The sequence below is a fragment of the Sporosarcina sp. FSL K6-3508 genome (assembly GCF_038615825.1).
Taxonomy (GTDB): Bacteria; Bacillota; Bacilli; order Bacillales_A; family Planococcaceae; genus Sporosarcina; species Sporosarcina newyorkensis.
Window position 1 is genome coordinate 825,004 of sequence record NZ_CP152016.1, and the last position, 23,089, is coordinate 848,092.

Sequence of the window (23,089 nt, forward strand, 5' to 3'; positions counted from 1 at the left end):
ATGACAAAAATGTACTATAACCAGGATATCAATGAAGGACTTTTACAAGGTAAAAAAATTGCAATTATCGGATACGGTTCACAAGGTCACGCACACGCTCGTAACTTGAAAGACTCTGGCTTCGATGTAGTAGTGGGAGTTCGTGCTGGTAAATCATTTGATCAAGCAAAGGCAGACGGGCTTGAAGCATTATCTGTTAAAGAAGCTTCAGAAAAAGCAGATATCATCATGATCTTGCTTCCAGACGAAAGACAAAAGCAAGTATACGAGGCAGAAATCGAGCCGGCTCTTACTAAAGGGAAATCACTAGTATTCGCTCATGGTTTCAACGTACACTTTGGCGAAATTAAACCACCTGCAGACGTAGATGTATTCTTAGTAGCTCCAAAAGGACCTGGACATCTTGTACGCAGAACATTTGAAGCGGGCGGCGGTGTTCCAGCACTATTCGCGGTATACCAAGACGTATCGGGCCAAGCGAAAGACGTTGCACTTGCATATGCAAAAGGTATTGGATCTGCACGCGGTGGTGTATTGGAAACAACATTCGAAGAAGAAACAGTTACAGATCTTTTCGGAGAGCAAGCAGTACTTTGCGGTGGCTTGACTTCATTGGTAAAAGCTGGTTTCGAAACACTAGTGGAAGCTGGATACCAGCCTGAACTTGCATACTTTGAAACATTGCATGAAACGAAACTAATTGTCGATTTGATGTATGAGGGCGGTATGGCAGGCATGCGTTACTCGATTTCTGACACTGCAGAATGGGGAGATTTCGTTTCTGGACCACGTGTAGTCGATGCAGATACGAAAGCTCGTATGAAAGATATTCTTACAGACATCCAATCCGGTAAATTCGCTAAGGAATGGATCGAAGAAAATGAAAACGGTCGTCCGAAATTCAATGCAATTGAAAAAGCAGAAGCAGATCACCAAATTGAACAGGTTGGACAAAAGCTTCGTTCTATGATGCCTTTCATCAACGAAGGAGCTAAATCGAAAGAGGAAGAAGTGGTAGCGAGTGCGAAAAATTGATATTTTCGATACAACTCTTCGCGACGGTGAGCAATCTGCAGGTATAAATTTAAATACAGTAGAGAAATTAGAGATCGCTCGTCAGCTAGAAAAACTTGGGGTAGCAGTTATTGAAGCAGGGTTTCCTGCTTCTTCCCCAGGTGATTTCGAAGCCGTTCAGCGCATTGCCAATACTGTAAAAAACTCAACAGTAACAGGTCTTGCCAGAGCGATGAAGAACGATATTGATATATCATGGGAAGCATTACGCGGCGGAGAACAACCGCATATCCATGTATTCTTAGCAACATCACCTATCCATATGGAGTATAAGTTGAAAAAAACTCCGGATGAAGTAGTCAATATTGCAGTGGATGCAGTGAAGTATGCAAAACAGTATTTCCCTCTCGTTCAATGGTCAGCGGAAGATGCTTTCCGTTCAGAACCAGAATACCTCGTGCGAATCATTAATCAGGTCATTGCGGCAGGTGCTACAACGATTAACATTCCTGATACGGTCGGCTATGCCACTCCCCAAGAATACGGTGCTCTTTTCAAGTATTTGAAAGAGAATGTGACAGGAGTGGAAAAGGTAAAACTTTCCGCACATTGTCACGATGATCTTGGAATGGCAGTTGCCAACTCCATCGCGGCGGTTGAAAATGGAGCAGATCAAGTGGAGTGTACGATTAATGGGATTGGCGAGCGTGCAGGGAATGCTTCATTGGAAGAAATTGCGGTGGCTCTGCATATCCGTAAAGACTTCTACAATATGGATACAAGTATTAACTTGCAGGAAATTAAGCGTTCCAGTCAGCTTGTCAGTCGTTTGACAGGAGTGATGATTCAACCGAATAAAGCTGTTGTCGGTAAGAATGCATTCGCACATGAATCTGGAATACACCAGGATGGCATGCTGAAAAATCGCCAAACGTATGAGATCATTACGCCTGAATTAATTGGCGAAAGTGATATGCCGCTTGCCCTTGGAAAGCACTCTGGACGCCATGCATTTAAAGATCGCGCCGTTAGGATGGGCTTTGATTTAACAGAGAAACAATTAAATGAAGCATTTATCGATTTCAAGAAGCTGGCAGACCGCAAAAAAGAAATCACAGAAGATGATCTCTTTGTACTTTTCACTGGACAGCAATTGCAAGATACGGATACACCGATTTACGAATTGCATAACGTCCAAGTGCAGTATGGTACATCTAATATACCAACAGCAACAGTGACGGCTACTGTACCAAGTGGAGAAACTGTTACGGTGGCAACGACTGGTGCAGGTTCAGTTGAATCAATCTTTAATGCACTGGAACTGGTCATTAAAGGTGAAGTGTTAATTTTAGATTACCGCGTAACATCCATCGGCAAAGGCCGTGATGCATTAGGCGAAGCTGTAGTGAACTTAAGCTATAACGGCTTAGAACTAAAAGGACGCGACGTAGCACAGGATGTTCTTGAAGCATCTGCTAAAGCTTACTTAAACGCGATCAACCGCCAACTGGTACGTGAAAGATTGCGTAAACAAGAGGTAACTAACTGACTTTTTAAAAATAATGGATAGAGTATTCGATCGAGTGATACGAGATTGATCAAGGAGGAGAAGTTCTATGGAAAAGAGAGTAGCAGTATTGCCCGGCGACGGCATAGGACCAGAGGTAATGGCAGAGGCTGTTCGAGTGCTGGAAGTGGTTGGCAGACGCTTTAACCATACGTTCCATACTGAGTATGGATTGATTGGCGGAGCCGCTATTGATGAAAAAAATAATCCGCTTCCTAAAGAAACAATTGAATTATGTGAGTCAAGTGACGCCATTCTCCTCGGAGCTGTGGGTGGTCCGAAATGGGATCAAAATCCGTCTGAGTTACGGCCGGAAAAAGGATTGCTTGCGATCCGCAAACATTTTGATCTATTTGCGAACCTTCGTCCCGTTGCAGCTGTTCCTTCTTTAATCCATGCTTCTCCTTTAAAAGAAGAGATCGTCAAAGAAGTGGATATGCTGATTGTCCGGGAATTAACTGGGGGACTGTACTTTGGAAAACCGAGCCGGCATACAGATCAATCTGCAGTAGATACACTCGTGTATACACGTGAAGAAATCGAACGTATTGTCGACAAAGGTTTCGAGCTTGCCCGCTTACGTAAAGGCAAAGTAACTTCTGTGGACAAAGCGAATGTACTCGAGTCCAGTAAGCTCTGGAGAAAAATTGTGGAAGAGAAGAAAGTGGATTATCCTGATATTGAAGTGGAACATCAATTGGTAGACTCTGCGGCGATGAAATTGATCACGAACCCGTCAGTCTTTGATGTCATTATCACAGAGAATATGTTCGGAGATATTTTGAGTGATGAAGCCTCGGTCATAACAGGCTCACTTGGGTTATTACCTTCAGCAAGTGTTCGTTCAGACGGCTTAGGTTTATATGAACCAGTACACGGTTCAGCACCAGACGTAGCCGGTCAAGGTGTAGCCAATCCAGCGGCAGCCATTCTTTCCGTCGCGATGATGTTGAAATATTCATTCGGACTGGAAACAGAAGCTGCGGCAGTAGAGAAAGCAGTCAATACAGTTTTTGAAGAAGGACATTTTACAGCAGATTTAGCTGGTAAAGATCAACGTGCCTTATCTACGAAAGAATGGACAGATAAAATTGTAGACGAATTAGATCTTCAGTTCGTTTCTAACAGTATTATGTATTCTTACATCTAAGTATCAAAAGTGGAATGCACCGTTTAGCCTCGACAGGCGTTGGAAGACCGGTAATAAAGGCGTTCTTTGCCATTACTGTCAGTCTGAAGCGACCTGAGGGGCTGGTGCTTGGAACTAGGTGTAACAAATTTTTAAGGGCATGGCTTGGAAGGAGAAACAATTATGGCAAAAACAATTATAGAAAAAATATGGGACCAGCATATTGTATACGAAGAAGAAGGGAAACCCGATTTGCTTTACATTGATCTTCACTTGCTGCATGAAGTAACTTCACCACAAGCATTTGAAGGCTTGCGCTTAGCAAATCGTAAAGTGCGCCGCCCGGATCTTTGCTTTGCGACGATGGATCATAATGTCCCGACAAAGAATTTACCGACTATAAATGATCCAATTGCAAAAAAACAAATTACGACTTTAGAGAAGAACTGTGAAGAGTTCGGCGTACAGTTAGCTCATATGGAACACCCAGACCAAGGGATCGTGCATATTATCGGACCAGAACTTGGATTGACGCAACCTGGAAAAACAATTGTCTGCGGTGATAGCCATACATCTACACATGGTGCGTTCGGAGCAATTGCTTTTGGCATCGGCACAAGTGAAGTAGAGCACGTGTTGTCTACACAAACCTTGTGGCAAAATAAACCAAAGACGATGGAAATTCGTGTGACAGGTAAGCTGGGTTTTGGCGTTACCGCAAAAGATATCATTTTAGCGATCATTGCGAAGTTTGGAATCGATGTCGGAACAGGTCACATCGTGGAATATACAGGAGAAGCGATTCGGTCATTGTCTATGGAAGAGCGCATGACGATTTGTAATATGTCAATCGAAGCCGGGGCTAAAGCAGGCTTGATCGGCCCGGATGAAACTACGATTGAATACTTGCGTGGACGACGTTACGCTCCTCAAGGAGAAGAATTTGAAAAGGCAGCAGAGCGCTGGATCGCATTGAATACGGATGAAGGTGCACAGTTTGATCAAGTGTTGGAAATCAATGCGGATGAAATTGAACCATTTGTGACATGGGGGACCAACCCGTCGATGGGTTCCGGAATTTCGGCAAGTATTCCATCCGCTGCAGACTATAAAACAGAAACGGAAAAGTCCGCTCTTCGTTCTGCTCTCGAATATATGGGACTGGAAGAAGGTATGCCGTTAACGTCGATCGATATCCAGCATGTATTCATCGGTTCGTGTACGAATGCTCGTCTAAGTGATTTACAGGCAGCTGCAGATGTCATTGAAGGTAAACATGTTCACCCTTCTGTGACCGCGATTGTCGTGCCTGGGTCGCGAACAGTCAAAAAACAAGCTGAAGATATTGGATTGTCTCAAATCTTTATTGATGCAGGGTTTGAATGGAGAGAATCTGGTTGCAGCATGTGTTTAGCAATGAATGACGATATTGTACCAGCTGGTGAACGATGTGCATCTACATCGAATCGTAACTTTGAAGGCCGCCAAGGCGCAGGCGCTCGTACACATCTAGTCAGCCCATCGATGGCTGCAGCCGCTGCAGTTGCTGGACACTTTGTAGACGTTCGGGACGTAAAAGCCGCTGTGCATAATTGAGGAGGGGATTCAGATGGAACCAATTAATATAGTAGAGAGTGTACTCACTCCATTAGATAAAAATAACGTAGATACAGACCAAATTATTTCTAAAGAATTTTTGAAGCGAATCGAACGTACGGGATTTGGAGAGTTTTTATTCTATCACTGGCGCTTCAATCCAGATGGTACAAAAAACGAGAACTTTGTATTGAATGATCCGCGCTATCAAGGTTCTACTATCCTTGTGGCTCATGAAAACTTCGGTTGCGGTTCGTCTCGTGAACACGCGCCATGGGCAATTTTAGACTACGGTTTCCGTGTTGTCATCGCACCAAGCTTTGCTGACATATTCCACAACAACTGCTTTAAAAACGGCATCTTGCCAATCGAACTATCGGTTGCTGAAATAGATGAGCTTTTGGCTAAAGGGAAAGAAGCAGCTTACCAATTGACGGTAAGCCTTGAAGATCAAACGGTGACGGGAGAAAATGGAAAAGTCTATCGTTTTGACATTGACCCATATTACAAAAAGATGCTATTAAACGGCTGGGATGAAATTTCATTGACGATCCAATATGAAGACCATATTGCCGCATATGAAAAACAACAGGCATAATAAAGACTATCCATCGCTTTCATAGCCATGGATAGTTTTTATTTCCTTTTACTAGTCTATTTTACGCGTTTTATGGATAACGGACGAAACAACTGTCGCATTATGCTATAATTGTTGGAGGTATATACATACTACTATAATGAAAGCAGTGAATGGAGTTGATTTAAAAAGATGGTGACCTCACCTAAAATGAAAAAAAATATTATTTTCATTCCTTTACTATTTGCGCTGTTGATCTATATCAGTTTGCCACAGCTTTATGTGAGTGCGGAAATACAAGATCAGCGCTTCTCTGATGTGCACAATGATTTCTGGGCTAAAGACGAAGTGACGCAATTGGTTGAAGAAGGGATTATTAATGGCTATCCTGACCTCCAGTTCAGACCAAGCGTAAGTATTATGCGTGGTCAAGCTGCCAATTTATTAGCAGGTGCCTTGAAATTGCCGGAAGCGCCCTATCAGCCAGTATTCAAAGATGTCAGCCCAAAATCATCCCATCTACGGGGAGCGATGGCTACGTATCAAGAAGGCATATTTGGAGGGAAACCGGATGGCACATTTGGAACCGGTGACCAATTGACACGGGAACAAATGGCAAGTGTCATTGTACGGGCATTTAAATTGGAAGACACCGGAGAAGATGTGCGGTTTACAGATGATAACAAAATTAGTGAATCTCATAAGTATGGCGTAAAAGTCCTAATGCAGCATGGAATCACTACAGGTAAAGAAGATGGGTCGTTTGATCCGAAATCACCTGTGAATAGGGCATCCTTTGTTGTGTTCTTACATAGAGCAATGATCCAGGCAGGCATGTTGGAAAAAGAAAGTCCTATTTCGTTTAATAAACCAAAAACAATAGGGGATTTTGATCCGATCCGTTTTGAACAGCAGTTTGTAGAAGTGCCGATAACAAATGAAGACAAAACTTTCTTACGTTCCAATCATTATCTTCAGCTTGTCACAAAGCGTGTACAGCCTTATGCGCATGCAACGGATCATGTGTATATATACGGCGTAAGCGGGATGAAATCGACTCGCGTCACGGTGACAAAGCGAGAACTGCCGAATGGAGATTACTTCGTATTTACAGAATTACGAAACCCTCAGCGACTGCCGATTCGTGTGGATCTGGTACAGATTGAAAAGGGAATAAAGGAAAATCGCTTAGAACCCTACGGTAAATATCCAATGAAAAAAGATATTGATGACACCTTTGGATTTGATATTGCAACCTCCCCAATTGGAGTGCTTGAAACTGTATCGGATCAAGGAACTGGACAACAGATGATTGCGAAATCCTATCGTTCACGTGATTTGGAAATGAAGTATCCGAATGGTGCATTAAGTCAGACACGTGAATTGCATGATGAAAAAATAGCACACAGCAATATTGTAATGGGACCAAATCGCGTGACCGTCTATGAATTATATTCTCGCGGCTATGATATTGTAGATCAGTGGTATTTATCATCAGCTGAAAAACTATTCTCGAGCAACCAACGAATGGATGCTTGGATGCATGAGTCAATCATCAATTATAAAAAACGAAATAAATGGTATACCGCAAACGGTCCGTATAATAAAATGGCGACAACGATCGAACCAATGCCGGCTTCAGGAAGAGGATATGGCCGCAACTTATTGTTAGTGAAAGAAGACCGTGTTATGCTGCTGTACAATCAAACGCAAGAACGGTATTACGAAGATCTTTTGCATAATTCATTTGCGAACTTAACGATTTTTAGAGGGAATAAAACATATTGGGAGACAGAAGTGACAAGCACTTATTTAAAGAACTTGTATAACTTCACTGCTCCATTTGTCGATACGCGTTTCAATGAACAAATTGCATTATTCCTTTACAATGGAGGAAAGGCGTTTGGTCATAAAGATTACAATGAAGGTTTACGTAACTATGCGAATTTATTGGTTCAGCAGCAGAAAAAAGGCAATGTCAGCGCGTTAACGAAAAGTGCTTATTATATTCCGGACTATTTCCCGGCGAAACAGCAAGTCCGTACGCATACTTCCATGAATCATTTGCTTGGTGGGATGAATATCTTACTTATGGCTTATCAAGAGTTCAAAGATCCGATCTATCTACAGACAGCGAGTGCAATTGAAAAGGCGATCCAGCTGGATGAGAAGAAGTGGATTCGTTCTGACGGGGATATTTGGTACAAACGCGATCCAAACGGTCAGTTTGCAGGAAGAGACTATACACATTTAACACTGGAAGATTTGATTCACTCCTATGAAAAGTGGTCTGCTGTAGACAAAACAAAATTGCCGGTATTTGAGCGTATGATCAAATCAAAAGCTGGCTATCTGAATAAAAATAAAAAAGGCTACACAACGAAAATTAAAGAAGGCCTTGAACGAATCAATATGTCGAACTTGTTACCTGCAGGAGCAGAACATACAGACGCGCTTTAAGTAAAAAACACCATCTCCCATGACGCGGAGATGGTGTTTTGCTGTTTATTTAACTAAGGTAACTAAGTCGGAACGAATCCAGCCATATGGTTCACTTGGCTTTTTATAATCAGGATTCGTATCTGCCAGCACTTTATACCAGACGTATCCGTCCGAACTATGTGTACGGTCCACAATGACTAAAGGATAACCGAATGCTGTCAGTTCGCCTGGATGTTTTGCTTTGTAGGAGAACAAGATATTGCTAGAATTACGCACTTCCGGGCTTGTCCGAATATTGACATCGGCAGTGCCGGTAAATGAAATGAAAGCCAGCTCTGCTTGATTCGCATCTTTATTGCCTAGATACTGATCAATTCTCCACATATGGCCGGCGATTTTACTGCCCCAAAAAGGATCGGAAGCGTATTTCATATTAAATCCAACTGCTTTATTTCCTGGTGCAGCGCCGTTCGCATAAGCACCGAAAGGATTTGCATAGTTCAAGTTGATATAACGGCCTATAAACGCATCAATACTTTTGGTAGGATCTTGATAAACTTCTCCTTTGTCCGGAGAAGAGTCGAATACTCGAATACCGAAAATATTATTTTTGTTTTGTGCATTTGCACTCATTCCATAATCACTTTCATGGATGGCTGTCGCCAAGGTGAACATAGCGTTTACTTGGTGTAGTTTTTCTGTAGATTTAATATAAGATCCAAGACCAATTAATTTTGACTTGGTCGTCGCATTTTTATAGCGCGCAATACCTGTTTTTTCGCGGCTTTCTAATGCGGACTTAATGAATCGCTCCAAGTCTGCACCTGAATAAGAAGAAGGCTGACGAACAGATTGGAACTGGAAGTATGGATAATACTTCACAACGGTCTGACTACCGCGCTCTTTAAAGTGCACGCCGTCATTACTTGTGTAGGTTTGTCCTTTTTTCAAAGCAGAAGAAGCAACAGGTCCTACTGTATACTCTGCGTATTTACCCGTATATTTCTTAGTCTTCGAATCATATGTCCGGTAATATGGATAATGAACCAATAAACCGTCATTCGATACTTTATAGTAGCTGGAGCCTGCTGAAAGCTGAGTTGGCACGAGGTCGACTTCTGCGTGTTTCGCATAATATTTATAGCCGCCTAACTCAACGATCACGTGATTTTCACTGCTGCCTACATAGTCTAGTTCGTAGCCTTTTTGGACGTATGTGACTTCTTTTTTCAAAGCCGAATCACTATATAATGATGTATATTGCTTAGGGTTTTCCGAAGCAAATACTTGTCCTGACTTCATTTTAATAATCACATTGTTTTGAGAAATCGTCTGAACAGAAGAGGACGCATTATAAGCTGCTAATGCATCCTCGAATTTTAAAAACGACTGGTTTGTTGGATTCAGCTGACCATTTGTAACTGAACTGATTTTATACACTTCGGGATCTACATTCCCGTTGGCGGGGGGAGTAGGAACTGAAGGTTTTGACGAATCCGTTACCGCAAACATTCTGAACAAAAATGCGGAAGCATGTCCAATGGTTGCATTATTTGTTGGCTTAAAGTAGCCTTGATCTCCTCGAATGATGTTTAAGTTCGAAGCGGCGGAAACAGCATCGACAAAGTTCGGAGAGATTTTCTTGCTGTCTTTAAACTGAACCAGTTTTGTATTGACCGGAATATCAAGATAACGGAACGCTTTGAAGATCATTCCAGCCATTTGCTGGCGAGTGATCTGCTGGTTCGGTTTGAATGAGCCGTCAGGATAACCGCCTAAAATTCCAGCGCCTGCTGCATTTTGGATTTCAATCGTACGTGATGTATTTGCTTTCAAATCCTTAAATGTATATTTCGTAGACGCAGGCAGTTCAAGAGAACGTGCTAAATAAGAAGCAAATTCACCTCTTGTCACCGCGCGATCCGGAGATACATTGCCTTTTGCATCGGTTTGAATTACACCCTTATTGACCCAATATGAAAGTTCCTCTTTCATTTGATGCCCTTTATAATCATTGGCGCTTGCAACTGAAGTGAAAAACGGAGAAACTACTAAAAGTAGAAGCGTAAACAGTGTGACCCATCGTTTCAATTTAAAACCCCCTCTATAAATCTTCCACTATTGTAACAGAAAGTGCTAACATTAGTAAGTTGCTTTTGACATATTGAGAGATTAATAGTATATAAAAGAAACGATTTGGTTGTTGCTATAATTACACTTCTCCAGTAATAGATGGGTTTCCTAAAATTGGGGAAGTTTACAAGAGAAGATTTTCGCTCCAGACGGTACGCTTTCCGGAGGGCGGCGACTCCTGTAGAAAGCGTCCGTCCGGAGCTGTCATCAACTGTGCTCGGTTAAGATGCATTTGCTCCTATAATTTTGACTTAGACAGGGGACTTTGAATTAATTCGAAAAGATGCAACGAAAGCTTGCACCATTACGTCCAAGAAAGTGATATAATGCAACAAGGAACAAGCATGTGTAGAAAGGGATTTATAATCGAATGAATAAATGGATACAGCGATTGGAAAAACAATCTACGGTTACAATACTGATTGCAGTAGCAGTTATGCTCATAGCTTTGTTGCTGCCTTCAAAAATAGCATTACTCGGTACGGCTTTATTTTTTGTCATATTTTCATTCCTTCAGCCGCAACAGAGCCTTCTCTTCTTGGTCATTTACGTCAACATCCGACCCTTCTTGATCGAAGTGAACAGTGGGCTGAAATTAATAGGAGATTTAATTATCTTCGTCGTATTCGCATGGACCTTACTGCGTTACAGACGAAATATCGGATCTTTATTTACGTTCAAATGGTTTGAATGGTCTTATTTTGCGTTTATTTTATTTGGATCCATTATTGGTCTGCTGAATGATGTAGCACCGACAGCGGTTATTTTCCAAATACGGACATTCATTATCATGTATTTGTTGTATTACACGATCTCTAGGATGGAATTGACGAAGAAATGGTTAATGCAGCTGGCATGGGTTACGGTGTGGATCAACCTTGTCATGTCGATTCATGGTCTGATTGAGAAACTATCCTTACGGCAACTATTGCTTCCGGAAGAGTGGAAATACAAGGTGTTATCCGCAACGAATGCAGTGCGTATTTATGGGCTTGCGGGAAATCCGAATTCATTGGCATTGGTCCTGTTTTTCGGAATTATTGGGGTTATTTATTTGCAACATGTCTATCAGGCGAATAAGTACAAATGGTCTTTACGGATTCTATTAGTTTTATTCTTAGGGATTCTCGTCCTTACATATTCAAGAGGTACATGGATTTCTGCGGTGACGTTCGGCATTGTGTTCATCGTGATGACGAGGAAATGGTATATCTTAAAACGTCTTGTGATATCAGGCATAGTTTCAATTATTTTGGTCTATTATCCAGCCAACTTAGCTGTTCATTATTTGCAAGAGTTTGGCATGAAGGTCGACCAGCCAGGTCCAGGTAGTATCGGGGGGCGCTTTGGTGAGACGTTTGATGAGAAGAATTTAGCGTTGATGACAGAAAGTGGAAGATTTTTCTATATCAAGAAAGGTTTTGAGATCTTTGGGGATCATCCGGTGACAGGAACTGGATTTGGTTCATTCGGCGGTTCTGCAACACTTTCATACGGTTCTCCTATCTATGATCACTATGGAATCAATTCGGATATTTACGGAGGCAAGTACTTCTATTCGGACAATCAATATATTCAGGTCATTGCAGAGACAGGCGTAATCGGTGTACTGATTTTCGCTCTATTCTTACTAAGTATGCTGTGGTACTTCTGGAAAGCGCGCCATACAAACTTCGGTGTCTTCATGATTGCCCTATGGTTCTCAACAGGGGTTTCGGGAATGTACTATAATATTTGGGAATTAAAAATGTACACACTGTTCTACTTTATTTTGTTGGGTACATTTACGGCTTTTACAAAACTTCAAACAAAAACTGCGAATGATTAATTCATTCGCAGTTTTTGTTTGTAGACACACATCAATTGACAAGTTGCATTAGCGTCAGAGAGAAAAATACATGAAAGACGCACCGGCTCGCGGACCGGGGATTTGCGCTGCAGACGGGACGCTTTCCGTGGGGCGCGGATGAGCCGCTTCCTTCACTACGCTCAGTCCAGGGTCTCATCATTCGCGCTATATCCCACAGGAGTCGCCCGTCTTTCGCTCCAATCCCTAGAAGGTGAACCGTGATACATAGTAAGCTCACTTTAAGTAGTATGAATTTCCGTATTCTGGGATGGAAAAGTATACGTATTTTCAAGAGAATACAGCTTCCGCGCGTGGACATTCAACTCACTAACTTCAGAAAAATACACTAGTTGATCGTAGTAAAAAGCGGCGACTCCTGCGGGATTAGCTCACCGCGAGCCCCGCGGAAAGCGTCCGCCTGGAACGCAGATCGGCGGTGCTTCTTCCAACTGCAATTTTTATAACTATGTTCTAAAACCGTGAATGGATAATCTCATCGCGGTTCTTTTTCGTCCAAACGGTACATAGTAATCTTGCTATAAATTTGGTAAACTATAGAATGACATAGAATTGGAAGGATGGAGTTGCGTTATCAATCAAAAAAGTTTGCTGACCCATGCGAAGCGGAGAGTAGCAATCACCGCCATGTCGGCAGTCATGCTCGTGTCATTGCCGTTTGGAGCATCAGCCAGCACGAAAACCGTCACTAGTTACCCAGTCTCTTCGGGCGTCAATTATTCTCAATACACGTATTCAGGCAGTAGTTACATAAATCATTTAGAAGTCAATCTTGGAGACCCACATACAAAACTAAAAATGGGCGTACCTTCACCTATAGCGAAAACAGCGCCAACACTTACTTTGGCGAATCGCGATTCCAAAGAAGGAAATCGGGTAGTAGGCGCTGTCAATGCATCGTTTTTTGATATGAAGACAGGGATGCCCATGTATTTATTATCTGAAGGGAATGAAATCGTCAACGGCGGTGTAATCTCCCAATCAAATTCCTATTATGTGAGCCATCCGATCGCTTTCGGCGTGACAAAAGATGGGCTGGCGGAAATTGATAATTTTAATTTAGGTATTCAAGTCGGAACCAAAGGAAATGTCTATCAAATGACAGGAATCAATAGAGAACGTCAGGCAGACGAGACGATTATCTTTACTCCGCAACACTATAAGAAAAGTACTGGATCCAATGAATTTGGAATTGAGATTGTCGTAGAGACCAATGCGCCAATTACATCCACTCATTACGGACAGAAAGTACAAGGTAAAGTGGTGAAGGTCCGTGGCTATGGAGAGAAGGCAGCTGTTTCCATTCCATCAAACGGTTTCGTATTATCAGTTCACGGTAAGAAAGGGTTGGAACGTTTCAAGTCGTTAACAGTAGGCGATGACGTTTCATTGGATCTATCAATTGATGATAAATGGAAAGATTCACAGTTCATGATGGCGAGTGGTCCTATGCTTGTGAAAGACGGCAAGCGTCATATTACGATGGACACGTCCAATTGGCGTGCGACTGCTAAAACTGCAAGAACTGCGATTGCAATCAGCAAAGACAAGAAGCAGGTTCATTTGGTGACAGTTGATTCGCGTTCTGGTTATAGTAACGGGATGACGTTGACACAATTCGCAAATTATCTTGTATCTAAAGGTTACGACCGCGCGTTGAACTTTGACGGTGGGGGCTCCACGACAATGGGTATCCGAAAATACGGCAGCAATCAAGTCGTGTTGGCGAACCGGACGACAAATGCCAGTCAGCGAAATATTTCAGCAATCGTTGAAGCGGTCAGCACAGCACCTACCGGCGAACCGGCAATTGTCAGTGTGTCTCGTTCGAATATCGGTGAAATGCTTGTAGGAGCAACGGCGACATTGAAACTGAATCATGTATTGGATGCACATTATAATCCGATCGTGCCAAATGCGTCACAGCTAAAAGTCACTTCAGGTAAAGGCACAGTCGAAGGTACCGGTTTGACATATAAAGCAATAAAAGCAGGGGAAGATCGAATCTATGTAAACTATGGTTCTGCTGAACAGTCCTTCCCGGTTAAAGTCGTTGCGGAACCAGCAAAACTAACTGTCAAAGCTTCAGCGAAAAGTGTTAAGCCAGGTGAAAAAATCAACTTTACGGCTACGCCTGCAGATGCATCAGGAAAACCAATCATTTATCAACCGAGTCAATTGACTTGGAGCGTTACAGGCGATCAAATCGGATCGGTTAATTCAAATGGTACATTCAATGCTACAAAAGCTGGAAAAGGACAAGTCAATGCGACGCTGGGTACAAAAACCATCGCGGTGCCGATTGAAGTAAAATCGACATCAACATCAACTCCTAAGCCGACACCGCCAACTGGGGGAGGCAATGGTACGGATACAAATCTGTTCAAGGATGTGCCTAAGTCCTATCCATATGCTGAGGAGATCTACTACTTGCGAGATCAGAAAGTGATTAATGGAGATATCGATGGGAAGTTTAATCCGAGTCATACCTTATCAAGACAACATGCTGCGGTTATTTTGAGCCGTGCATTCGATTTAGCGCCTGTAGATAATGCAAAAACAAGCTTTAGTGATGTGCCGAAAACACATCGCTATTACAAAGAAATCAGTGCTATCGCCAATGCAAATATCGTAGGAGGCTATTCGGACGGAACATTTAATCCGAATGGACAACTGACTCGGGCGCAAATGGCCATGATTCTTGTGAAAGCCTATAAATTAGAGGGAGAATCATCTGCTAAGTTCAAGGATGTATCCCCTCAACATGGTGCGTATAAACAAATTCATATTTTAGCAAATCACGGTATCACGACGGGTAATGAAAAGGGTGAGTTCATGCCTGGCCGCGCTGTGAATCGTGCGCAATTCAGTGCATTCCTATACAGAAGTATGAACTTGTAAGTTTGGATGAAAGAAGCTTTCAAATCAATTGAACAACTGTTGATTTGAAGGCTTCTCTTCCGTTTGTATACAATATAAAACTCCACTCTGCTATACTTGTAGCAAATGATCTGAAAAGGATGTATGGAAATTGAAAATAGGAATTGTGGGGAACTATGGTAATGACAATAACGGCGATGAAGCCATTTTACTGAGCATCATTTCACAAGTTACAGAGGTCTTTCAAGTTCCAAGTGATGTGATCACCGTATTCAGCAATAATCCGAAGCAAACTGCAAAACGCTACCAAGTGATGAGCGCACCGCTTTATTATAAAAAAGGCAATGCAGTCAAAACATTTGCAGCCACGTATATGCAAAATAAGAAAATCGTTAAAACATTTGATTTGCTCATTATTGGCGGCGGCGGTATCTTAATGGATTTGTACAAGCGTGAAGCCCCTTTATATGGATCATATGCCATGATGGCGAAAAATTCAGGCGTGCCATATGTGATTTATGGTTGTGGAGCCGGTCCGCTCAGCAGTGATCTTGGAAAGTGGTTCATCCGATATATGAGCAAGCATGCACATAGTATTTCTGTGCGAGATCCGGAATCGGCAGAGCTTTTGCAATCAGTAGGTGTGAAGAAGGAGATCCAAGTCATTGGGGACCCGGCCTTTTCATTAAAAAAAGAACGTCACACACACTCAGAAAGCCCGGTGAAAATCGGCGTGACAGCTGTTCCTTATTATCATGGCGGCTATTGGCCGGAGAGTAAAGAGGAAATCTACCAGCAGTATATAGAAGGAATGGCGAAAAACCTAGACGCTTTAGCGGCGGCTCGACCTGTTGAAATCACGTTTTTTGCTACAAAGTTCCCTCAGGACGCAGACGTAACGAAAGACATTCAAGCATTAATGAAAGAATCAGCGCACACCACTGTTATCGACCGCAATTTATTGCCGAAAGACTTGTTGGAAATCACGGCGTCCCAAGATCTGGTAATCGGGACCAGATTACACTCGTTAATCTTAGCGACCTGTACAGCGACACCAGTTATCGCGGTTTGCTATCACCACAAAGTTACCGATTTCATGAAGCTCGCTAATTTGGAGGAAGTTTCGATTCCGATAGGAGAGATGCATCAATCTGAGAACCACTTGACTACTGCATACGAATTATTAGCTGCGGATTGGACGCAGACATGTGAGCAGACACAGAAACTTTCCACAACGTTATATGAAGAAGCTATGAGCGGCACACGACAATTTACAGAGGCCATCAAAAAAAACGTATGAAACTGATTACAGTTTCATACGTTTTTTTTAAAATCCAAGCAATGATCTTACTTCATTAAGGTAAGTTTGGCTTACGGGGAGTTCTGTTCCATCAATGAGCGTGATGACTAAGTTTGAAGAAAAATCCCTGGAGATTTTTTCGATACAACTCATGTTGATAATATACGAACGATGGATACGCAGGAAAAACTTGGGGAGACGAAGATGTAAATCTTTTAATGTGAAACTAATATTATATTGTTCACCAGACGTATAGAACCAAGTCTTCTTATGTAAACTTTCAATATAAGTTACTTCATTGATAGGGATGGGAAACCATTCATCATCCCGTTTCCCCGTCAGAAATTGTAGTTGATCTTTTTTAAGCACATGAAAGTTCGGTGGCAATATAATGATCAAGGCTCCCGGTTCGCCCTTGACATCAATCGGATAGCCTATTCCAAAGTAGGACATTCCATAAAGTGTATTATCCATGACGACCTCCACTTTACGGCGTCCTTTGATCGTAGCCTCCGCAATACTGCCTGTTTGGATATGTTGACCTTCTTTTAAATGGATGTCATGCATGCCAGGATCATAGTAAATGTAGCGGTCCGATACCGCAATGGCGATAGAAGCGTCCTTTGGAACCCAGTCCTCTAAGATGGTTGCATATTGATTCAATATTTTTTTTGGGATATCAACATTTTCCATAGATTCACATAAACCCCTTTGTTTATGAATTCATTTCAATAACTTTCCTTTTCATCCATTCTACCATTCTTTCATCCACTAAAAAAGCCTTTTTGTCGAAATGGACTGACAATTCAGATGGACTGTTATATAGTAATCAATAACGAATATAACTGTTATGAAACAGTTTGTAACAGTTAGCCGTTGAAAAATTGGGAAGGTGTGAAGAATATGTCAACTAGACAAGAACAAATTGCGCAATTGGAAAGAAGCTGGGCCGAGGATAGCCGTTGGAAAGGAATCAAACGTAATTACACTGCCGAAGATGTAGTGAAACTACGAGGTTCACTTCTAATTCAAAATACACTAGCTGAAAAGGGTGCTGCTCGCCTTTGGAAATCTCTTCATGAAGAAGATTTCATCAATGCACTTGGTGCACTTACAGGTAACCAAGCGGTACAACAAGTAAAAGCTGGTCTACAAGCAATCTACCTAAGCGGATGGCAAGTTGCTGCTGATGCAAACCTTGCAGGACAAATGTATCCTGACCAAAGTTTATATCCAGCAAACTCTGTGCCTGCAGTTGTTAAACGCATCAACCAAGCACTTCAACGTGCTGACCAAATCGACCATGCTGAAGGCCGTGAAGACGGATTTGATTGGTTTGCACCAATCGTAGCGGACATGGAAGCTGGCTTCGGCGGTCCATTGAACGTTTTCGAATTAATGAAAGGCATGATCGAAGCTGGAGCTGCCGGCGTTCACTTGGAAGACCAATTGGCTTCTGAAAAGAAATGTGGACACTTAGGCGGTAAAGTTCTTCTACCAACTCAAAATGCGGTTCGCAACCTATCTGCTGCCCGTCTTGCTGCTGACGTTCTAGGCGTTGATACAGTAATCATCGCTCGTACAGATGCGGATGCTGCTGATATGGTAACTAGCGATATCGATCCAGTAGATGCAGAATTCCTAACAGGAGAGCGTACACCTGAAGGATTCTACAAATCTAAGCCAGGTATCAAACAAGCAATCGCACGCGGTCTTGCGTATGCAGAATATGCTGATCTAGTATGGTGTGAGACTTCTCACCCATCACTTGAAGAAGCTCAAGAATTCGCGGATGCTATCCATGCGAAATTCCCGGAAAAAATGCTTGCATACAACTGTTCACCTTCATTTAACTGGAAGGCGAACTTGGATGATGCAACAATTGAAAAATATCAAGTTGAACTTGGTAAAATGGGATACAAGTTCCAGTTCGTTACACTTGCAGGTTTCCACACGTTGAACCACAGCATGTTCGAATTGGCTCACGGTTACAAGACTCGCGGAATGGGTGCTTATTCAGAGCTTCAGCAAGCTGAGTTTGATAACGAAGTAAAAGGTTACACTGCTACACGTCACCAACGTGAAGTAGGAACAGGTTACTTTGATGAAGTCGCACAAGTAATCTCTGAAGGCCAATCTTCAACGACTGCAATGTCAGGTTCAACTGAAACAGCACAGTTCTAATAGAAGTTTTATAGTTTTACCGAATGTGACTTTGGGGAGAAAGTTCCGTTCGCTTAAATAAAAGGGGTATTAATAGAATAACGGGGTCACGGTATCTTCCAGTAGATAACGTGAAAGGGGGAGGGAATTGGATGCGAGTCCAGTTCCCTTTCTTTGTTTCATTTGAAAGATTCTGATATTTTGTCTATTATAGAAGTTATGCATATACAATAAAGGAGGAGTAATAGGATGAGAAATGAAGAAATGTTGCTAATCCCCGGACCGACACCGGTGGTAGATTCAATTTATGAAGCGCTTGCAGGCGAGACACGATCTCATACAGACCCAAGATTTGTAAAAATCTACAAGCATACAATTGATCAAACGAGAAAGATATTTAATACCGATGGGGAAGTGTTCGTAGTGGCTGGTTCTGGCACAGTCGCAATGGAAATGGCCATCGTCAACACAATAGCAGAAGGAGAAAAGCTGCTTGTCATCAGCCAAGGCTATTTTGGTGACCGTTTTATTAAATTAGGCCAAGCTTTCGGGATCGAAGTAGATGTCTTGCAGTCTGAGTGGGGGCAACAAGTGTTACCTGAAGATATTGATCGTAAGCTGTCAGAAGGAAACTATAAAGCAGTCACTGTAACCCATGCAGACACTTCTACAGGTGTGGCGGCTAATCTGGAAGCCATCGTGCCAGTCATCAAGAAACATGGCGCATTGGTTATCGTAGATGGTGTCTGTGCTTCTACTGCAATGGATGAAGATATGAGCAAAGAGTACGGAGGACCGGGGAATACATTGGATATTGTATTAACAGGTTCACAAAAAGCGATAGGTGTCCCTCCAGGTCTTGCGCTTGTCGCATTTAACCAAGCGGCTTTGGATGCACGCGCAGCGATGGAAAGAGTACAAGCGTATTACTGTGATATTTATAATTGGATTCCGATCATGCATGATCCTTCAAAATACTTCGCGACGCCTGCCGTGAATTTGATCTATGCTTTAGAAGAAGGTTTGCGCATTGTTTTGGAAGAAGGGATCGATGCGCGTATCAAACGCCACCAAGCTTATGGTCGTGCGGTTCGACAAAGTCTAGCTGTGTACGGTATGAGGGCATTAGCATCGGAAGAAGTAGCGGCACCGACATTGAGCTGTATTCAGTACCCTGAAGGTGTGGACGATGCACAGTTCCGTGCAGCTATGGCAGATAAAGGCACGATCTTGTCAGGTTCATTAGCTCACTTGGCCGGTAAAGCTTTTCGTATCGGACATATGGGTAATACGACAGCGGATATGCTCGAAAAAGCCGTTATGCAAGTCGGTGAGACATTAAACGAAATGGGTCACCAAGTGGACATTGCCAAGGCAGTGGAAGTATTCTCTAATGAAATCAAACAGTTGGCTGCTTAATATGAAAAGCCGATAAGAGTAGTAATTTCTCTTATCGGCTTTTTTGTTATTCAGCTTTTTTCACTTGTTTTGTATTGTAGACAAAGTTTGAAATCAGTTTAGCTGTTTGTTGACGAGTTGTAGAGGCAGTCGGCTTGTAGTAACCATTATCGCCGTCTGCGATATCTAGCTCAGCCATCATAGCCATTGCTTCTTTTGCTTCTTTTCCATAGTCACCCAAATCGCTGAATGGATTGGAAACAGACGGTATATACAATTGACCTGTATAGTTTTCATATGCACGCTTAAGCATTTGTGCGAATTGAGCGCGTGACACAGGTTCGCCCGGTTTAAATTGATCGCCATAGCCTTTAACAATTTTATGCGCATATGCTGCTGCAATTTCATTTTGCGTATCGGCGGCATAGTCCTTCAAATCTTTGAAAGGAACAGTTGCTGTAGAATCGGTGGGCAACTTTAGCGCTCTGACGATAAATGAAGTAGCTTGTGCTCTAGTCAGTTGATTGCCAGGTTTGAATGCACTGTTTTCAGTATTCAACAAATCACGGTAATATAGATCTGAAATATACGGGTAAGCCCAATTTCCAGACTTCACATCAGTAAATGGAACTTTAGCCATAATACGGCCTTCAATTCCTTTATCTACTGTTTTCAGAGATTTTAAGTGATCGGCAAAGTTCTCCCAATCCGAGAAGCCGGGTTCGCTGACGCGGCCAGCTTCATACGCTTTGCCCAACGCCTCGAAACCATCTCCGCCACGTGCTGTGAAAACGTTCGTAGCTGCTTTATACATGTGGCTGTCGACCACTTCTTTGCCATCCACTTCCAATGAAACAATTCGGCTTCCTACTGGTTTAGAAGGGTCGAAAAGGAACTTCATACCGGCCACGTGAAGGAAACCGCCCGACTCTTTAGGATATTCTTTTACGGAATGTTCAAAGGTCGATTTCAATTCGGCGCCGCTTAACTGAACGATCGCTAAAGGATTTCCGAATGGCAGTACAGTTAATACTTCGCCGTATGTCACTTCACCTTTATCGATGGATGCTCGAATTCCACCGCCGTTTTGGAATGCAATGGAAACATCGGAGTCAATTTCTTTTGCCTTCTGCAACATACCATCTGTAATTAAGTTTCCGAGATTCGTTTCTCCAGCACGAACACCGCCTAAATCCCGTAAGCCGTTTAAAAATACTTTGGTGGTGGCACCGACAGGGCTTGCCATACGCTGTTCCACTTGTTTTGTATAAGGTGCCAGGATCTCAGCTGCACCTTCATCTATTTCTGCACCTTCACCACCGATCTCATGTAGCTGGCCATTGAAGTTTGTGATGACACCATCTCGGTCGAATTCCACATCAAGCTGTCCGAGAAATTTATTGTATTCATTAGCTTGTACAATGACGACCGGATCCGTATCGGCATTTACAACATGAGGTTCAGGAAGATTAGAGTGGGTATGCCCTCCTACAATAATATCGATTTCAGGGACAGCTTTCGCTAATTCCTGATCATTGTCAATTGCTTTATTGTCATCGAAACCGATATGAGTAATCGCGATGATCTTATTAATGCCAGCTTCCTCAAAAGCAGAGACTGCTTCCTTTGCTTCTGTAATATAGTTTGTGAATGTGACCTTGTCTGGGCTGGAAATTGAGACGGTTTCTTCAGTCGTCAAACCAAAAATACCGACCTTCTCTCCATTCACTTCTTTAATAATACCGTTATAGATTTTGCCGTCTTTTGGATCATCGGTGATCGCTTTTGTCTGCAGTCCGTCAAAGAGGGCATCCTTAGAAAAATCAATGTTTGCGGAGACAACCGGGAAGTTTGCTGCTTTCACCATTTTGGCAAGGGAGGCATGTCCATTTTCAGAACGTCCGAGGTCGAATTCATGGTTCCCGAACGTCATGGCATCATATCCTAAATAGTTCATGATTTTCATGTCGACTTCGCCTTCGAATTCATTGAAGTACAATGTTCCTGAAAAGATGTCACCCGCGTCCAACAATAGATTGGCAGGATTTTGTTCTTTCAGTTTTTTTACAAGGGCTGCACGTTCTGGTGCGTTTGCCACGTGGGCGTGGGTGTCGTTCGAGTGTAGGACGGTCAATGAAAAGTTGTTTTCAGGTGTTTGTTCTGCTGAAGCAATCGTAGGTGTGATGGATGCTGCGGATAGAAGAAGTGCGGAAGCTGTACTCCATTTAATAAAGTTTTTCGCCATTACACATTACCACCTCTCGTTTTTTGAAATTATTAAAAATTGAAATGCTATTGATAGTTTACCATTTAGATCCATAGAGAGCAATGTGAATTAAAGGTTGTCTTTTCGCTATTTTAGCGCTTGTAGGGCGCCTACGTTTGGGACTCGATGTGCAAGGGAATCTTTCGTCGCAAAAGCTAGATTTGACTACTAAACAGATACTAGCTTGGGCATCGAGATAATAAAAGTAATACCGTCATTGAACTCACTTCGGCGCTTGCGGCTGGCTCCCGCAATGAGCCAGTCAGGAAGAGCGCCTGTCTGTCTCATTGCTCCGCCTACCGCTTGTAAGGCGCCTTTGTTTAGCAGGTACAAGCAGGTATTGTGTTTTTTCTGCTAAACAATTTCCGGGCATAACAGGAGCATTTGTTCAAGTGCAAAGCAACGTCATTGGACACACTTCGGCGCTAGCGGATGGCTCCCATGATGAGCCAGTCAGGAAGGGCACCTGTCTGTCTCATCACTCCGCCTACCGCTTGTAAGGCGCCTTCGTTTAGTGAGGGGGAAGCACTTGGCATGTTTTTCTGCACCTTGGCTTTTGACTAATTAGCTGGACAACTTAGGCTTACTTATTTCTAAACACCACACCCATTATTTTAAACATGCCAGCGAAGCCGCAACTGCGGGGTCGGCCGTAGCCATGAGACAGCTAGCGTTCTTTGCTAGTTGGCTCATGGCGGGAGGCAATCCCCCAACGGCGTAGCGGTGACAGAGCACAAGCCTCTTTCTATTTAGAACC

At 42.7% G+C, this 23,089-nt stretch carries 14 protein-coding genes; 11 read left to right on the top strand and 3 right to left on the bottom strand.

What is annotated here, in order from left to right; genetic code table 11:
* From ilvC to MKX97_RS03835, 6 genes are all read left to right on the top strand, one after another.
* Window positions 1-1,035 (top strand): ketol-acid reductoisomerase, encoded by a 1,035-nt coding sequence (ilvC, locus tag MKX97_RS03810; protein WP_078817214.1) that lies wholly within the window; start codon window positions 1-3, stop codon window positions 1,033-1,035.
* Window positions 1,022-2,563, top strand: coding sequence for a 2-isopropylmalate synthase (locus tag MKX97_RS03815; protein ID WP_078817215.1), 1,542 nt, complete (start codon window positions 1,022-1,024; stop codon window positions 2,561-2,563). Before ilvC ends, MKX97_RS03815 begins: the two co-directional genes overlap by 14 nt.
* 67 nt (window positions 2,564-2,630) lie before the next feature.
* Entirely contained in the window at window positions 2,631-3,731 is a 1,101-nt protein-coding gene (leuB, locus tag MKX97_RS03820; protein WP_009765913.1) for a 3-isopropylmalate dehydrogenase, read from the top strand.
* A 162-nt stretch (window positions 3,732-3,893) separates the two neighbouring features.
* A complete protein-coding gene (gene leuC / locus MKX97_RS03825) occupies window positions 3,894-5,306 on the top strand; it encodes a 3-isopropylmalate dehydratase large subunit (RefSeq protein ID WP_009765912.1) in 1,413 nt (470 codons plus the stop codon).
* A gap of 13 nt (window positions 5,307-5,319) precedes the next feature.
* Entirely contained in the window at window positions 5,320-5,904 is a 585-nt protein-coding gene (gene leuD / locus MKX97_RS03830) for a 3-isopropylmalate dehydratase small subunit (protein WP_078817216.1), read from the top strand.
* 189 nt (window positions 5,905-6,093) lie between these two features.
* On the top strand, window positions 6,094-8,343 hold the full coding sequence (locus tag MKX97_RS03835; protein ID WP_342537006.1) for an S-layer homology domain-containing protein: 2,250 nt from the start codon (window positions 6,094-6,096) through the stop codon (window positions 8,341-8,343).
* Window positions 8,344-8,388: 45 nt separating this feature from the next.
* Here MKX97_RS03835 and MKX97_RS03840 read toward each other — a convergent pair whose 3' ends face one another.
* Window positions 8,389-10,416 carry an S-layer homology domain-containing protein gene (locus MKX97_RS03840; RefSeq protein ID WP_342537007.1) on the bottom strand — a complete coding sequence of 676 codons (2,028 nt, stop codon included), beginning with the start codon at window positions 10,414-10,416 and terminating at the stop codon, window positions 8,389-8,391.
* A 412-nt stretch (window positions 10,417-10,828) separates the two neighbouring features.
* Between MKX97_RS03840 and MKX97_RS03845 the strand changes: the two genes are divergently transcribed.
* From MKX97_RS03845 to MKX97_RS03855, 3 genes are all read left to right on the top strand, one after another.
* Complete coding sequence (locus MKX97_RS03845; protein ID WP_078817218.1) at window positions 10,829-12,286, top strand: O-antigen ligase family protein; 1,458 nt, start codon at window positions 10,829-10,831, stop codon at window positions 12,284-12,286.
* Between the two features lie 591 nt (window positions 12,287-12,877).
* Window positions 12,878-15,226: an S-layer homology domain-containing protein gene (locus MKX97_RS03850; protein WP_342537008.1), complete on the top strand. Its 2,349-nt coding sequence runs from the start codon at window positions 12,878-12,880 to the stop codon at window positions 15,224-15,226.
* Window positions 15,227-15,356: 130 nt separating this feature from the next.
* A complete protein-coding gene (locus MKX97_RS03855) occupies window positions 15,357-16,505 on the top strand; it encodes a polysaccharide pyruvyl transferase family protein (protein WP_078817220.1) in 1,149 nt (382 codons plus the stop codon).
* Window positions 16,506-16,532: 27 nt separating this feature from the next.
* Here the strand turns inward: MKX97_RS03855 and MKX97_RS03860 are convergent, their stop codons facing one another.
* Complete coding sequence (locus MKX97_RS03860; protein WP_342537009.1) at window positions 16,533-17,198, bottom strand: LytTR family DNA-binding domain-containing protein; 666 nt, start codon at window positions 17,196-17,198, stop codon at window positions 16,533-16,535.
* A 210-nt stretch (window positions 17,199-17,408) separates the two neighbouring features.
* Here MKX97_RS03860 and aceA point away from each other — a divergent pair, with 210 nt between their 5' ends.
* A complete protein-coding gene (gene aceA, locus MKX97_RS03865) occupies window positions 17,409-18,689 on the top strand; it encodes an isocitrate lyase (protein ID WP_040758374.1) in 1,281 nt (426 codons plus the stop codon).
* A 228-nt stretch (window positions 18,690-18,917) separates the two neighbouring features.
* The gene (locus MKX97_RS03870) at window positions 18,918-20,087 is read left to right on the top strand and encodes an alanine--glyoxylate aminotransferase family protein (RefSeq protein ID WP_342537010.1); all 1,170 of its coding nucleotides are present in this window, start codon (window positions 18,918-18,920) and stop codon (window positions 20,085-20,087) included.
* Between the two features lie 46 nt (window positions 20,088-20,133).
* Here MKX97_RS03870 and MKX97_RS03875 read toward each other — a convergent pair whose 3' ends face one another.
* Window positions 20,134-22,311 (bottom strand): 5'-nucleotidase C-terminal domain-containing protein, encoded by a 2,178-nt coding sequence (locus tag MKX97_RS03875; protein WP_078817223.1) that lies wholly within the window; start codon window positions 22,309-22,311, stop codon window positions 20,134-20,136.
* Between the last annotated feature and the right edge of the window lie 778 nt (window positions 22,312-23,089).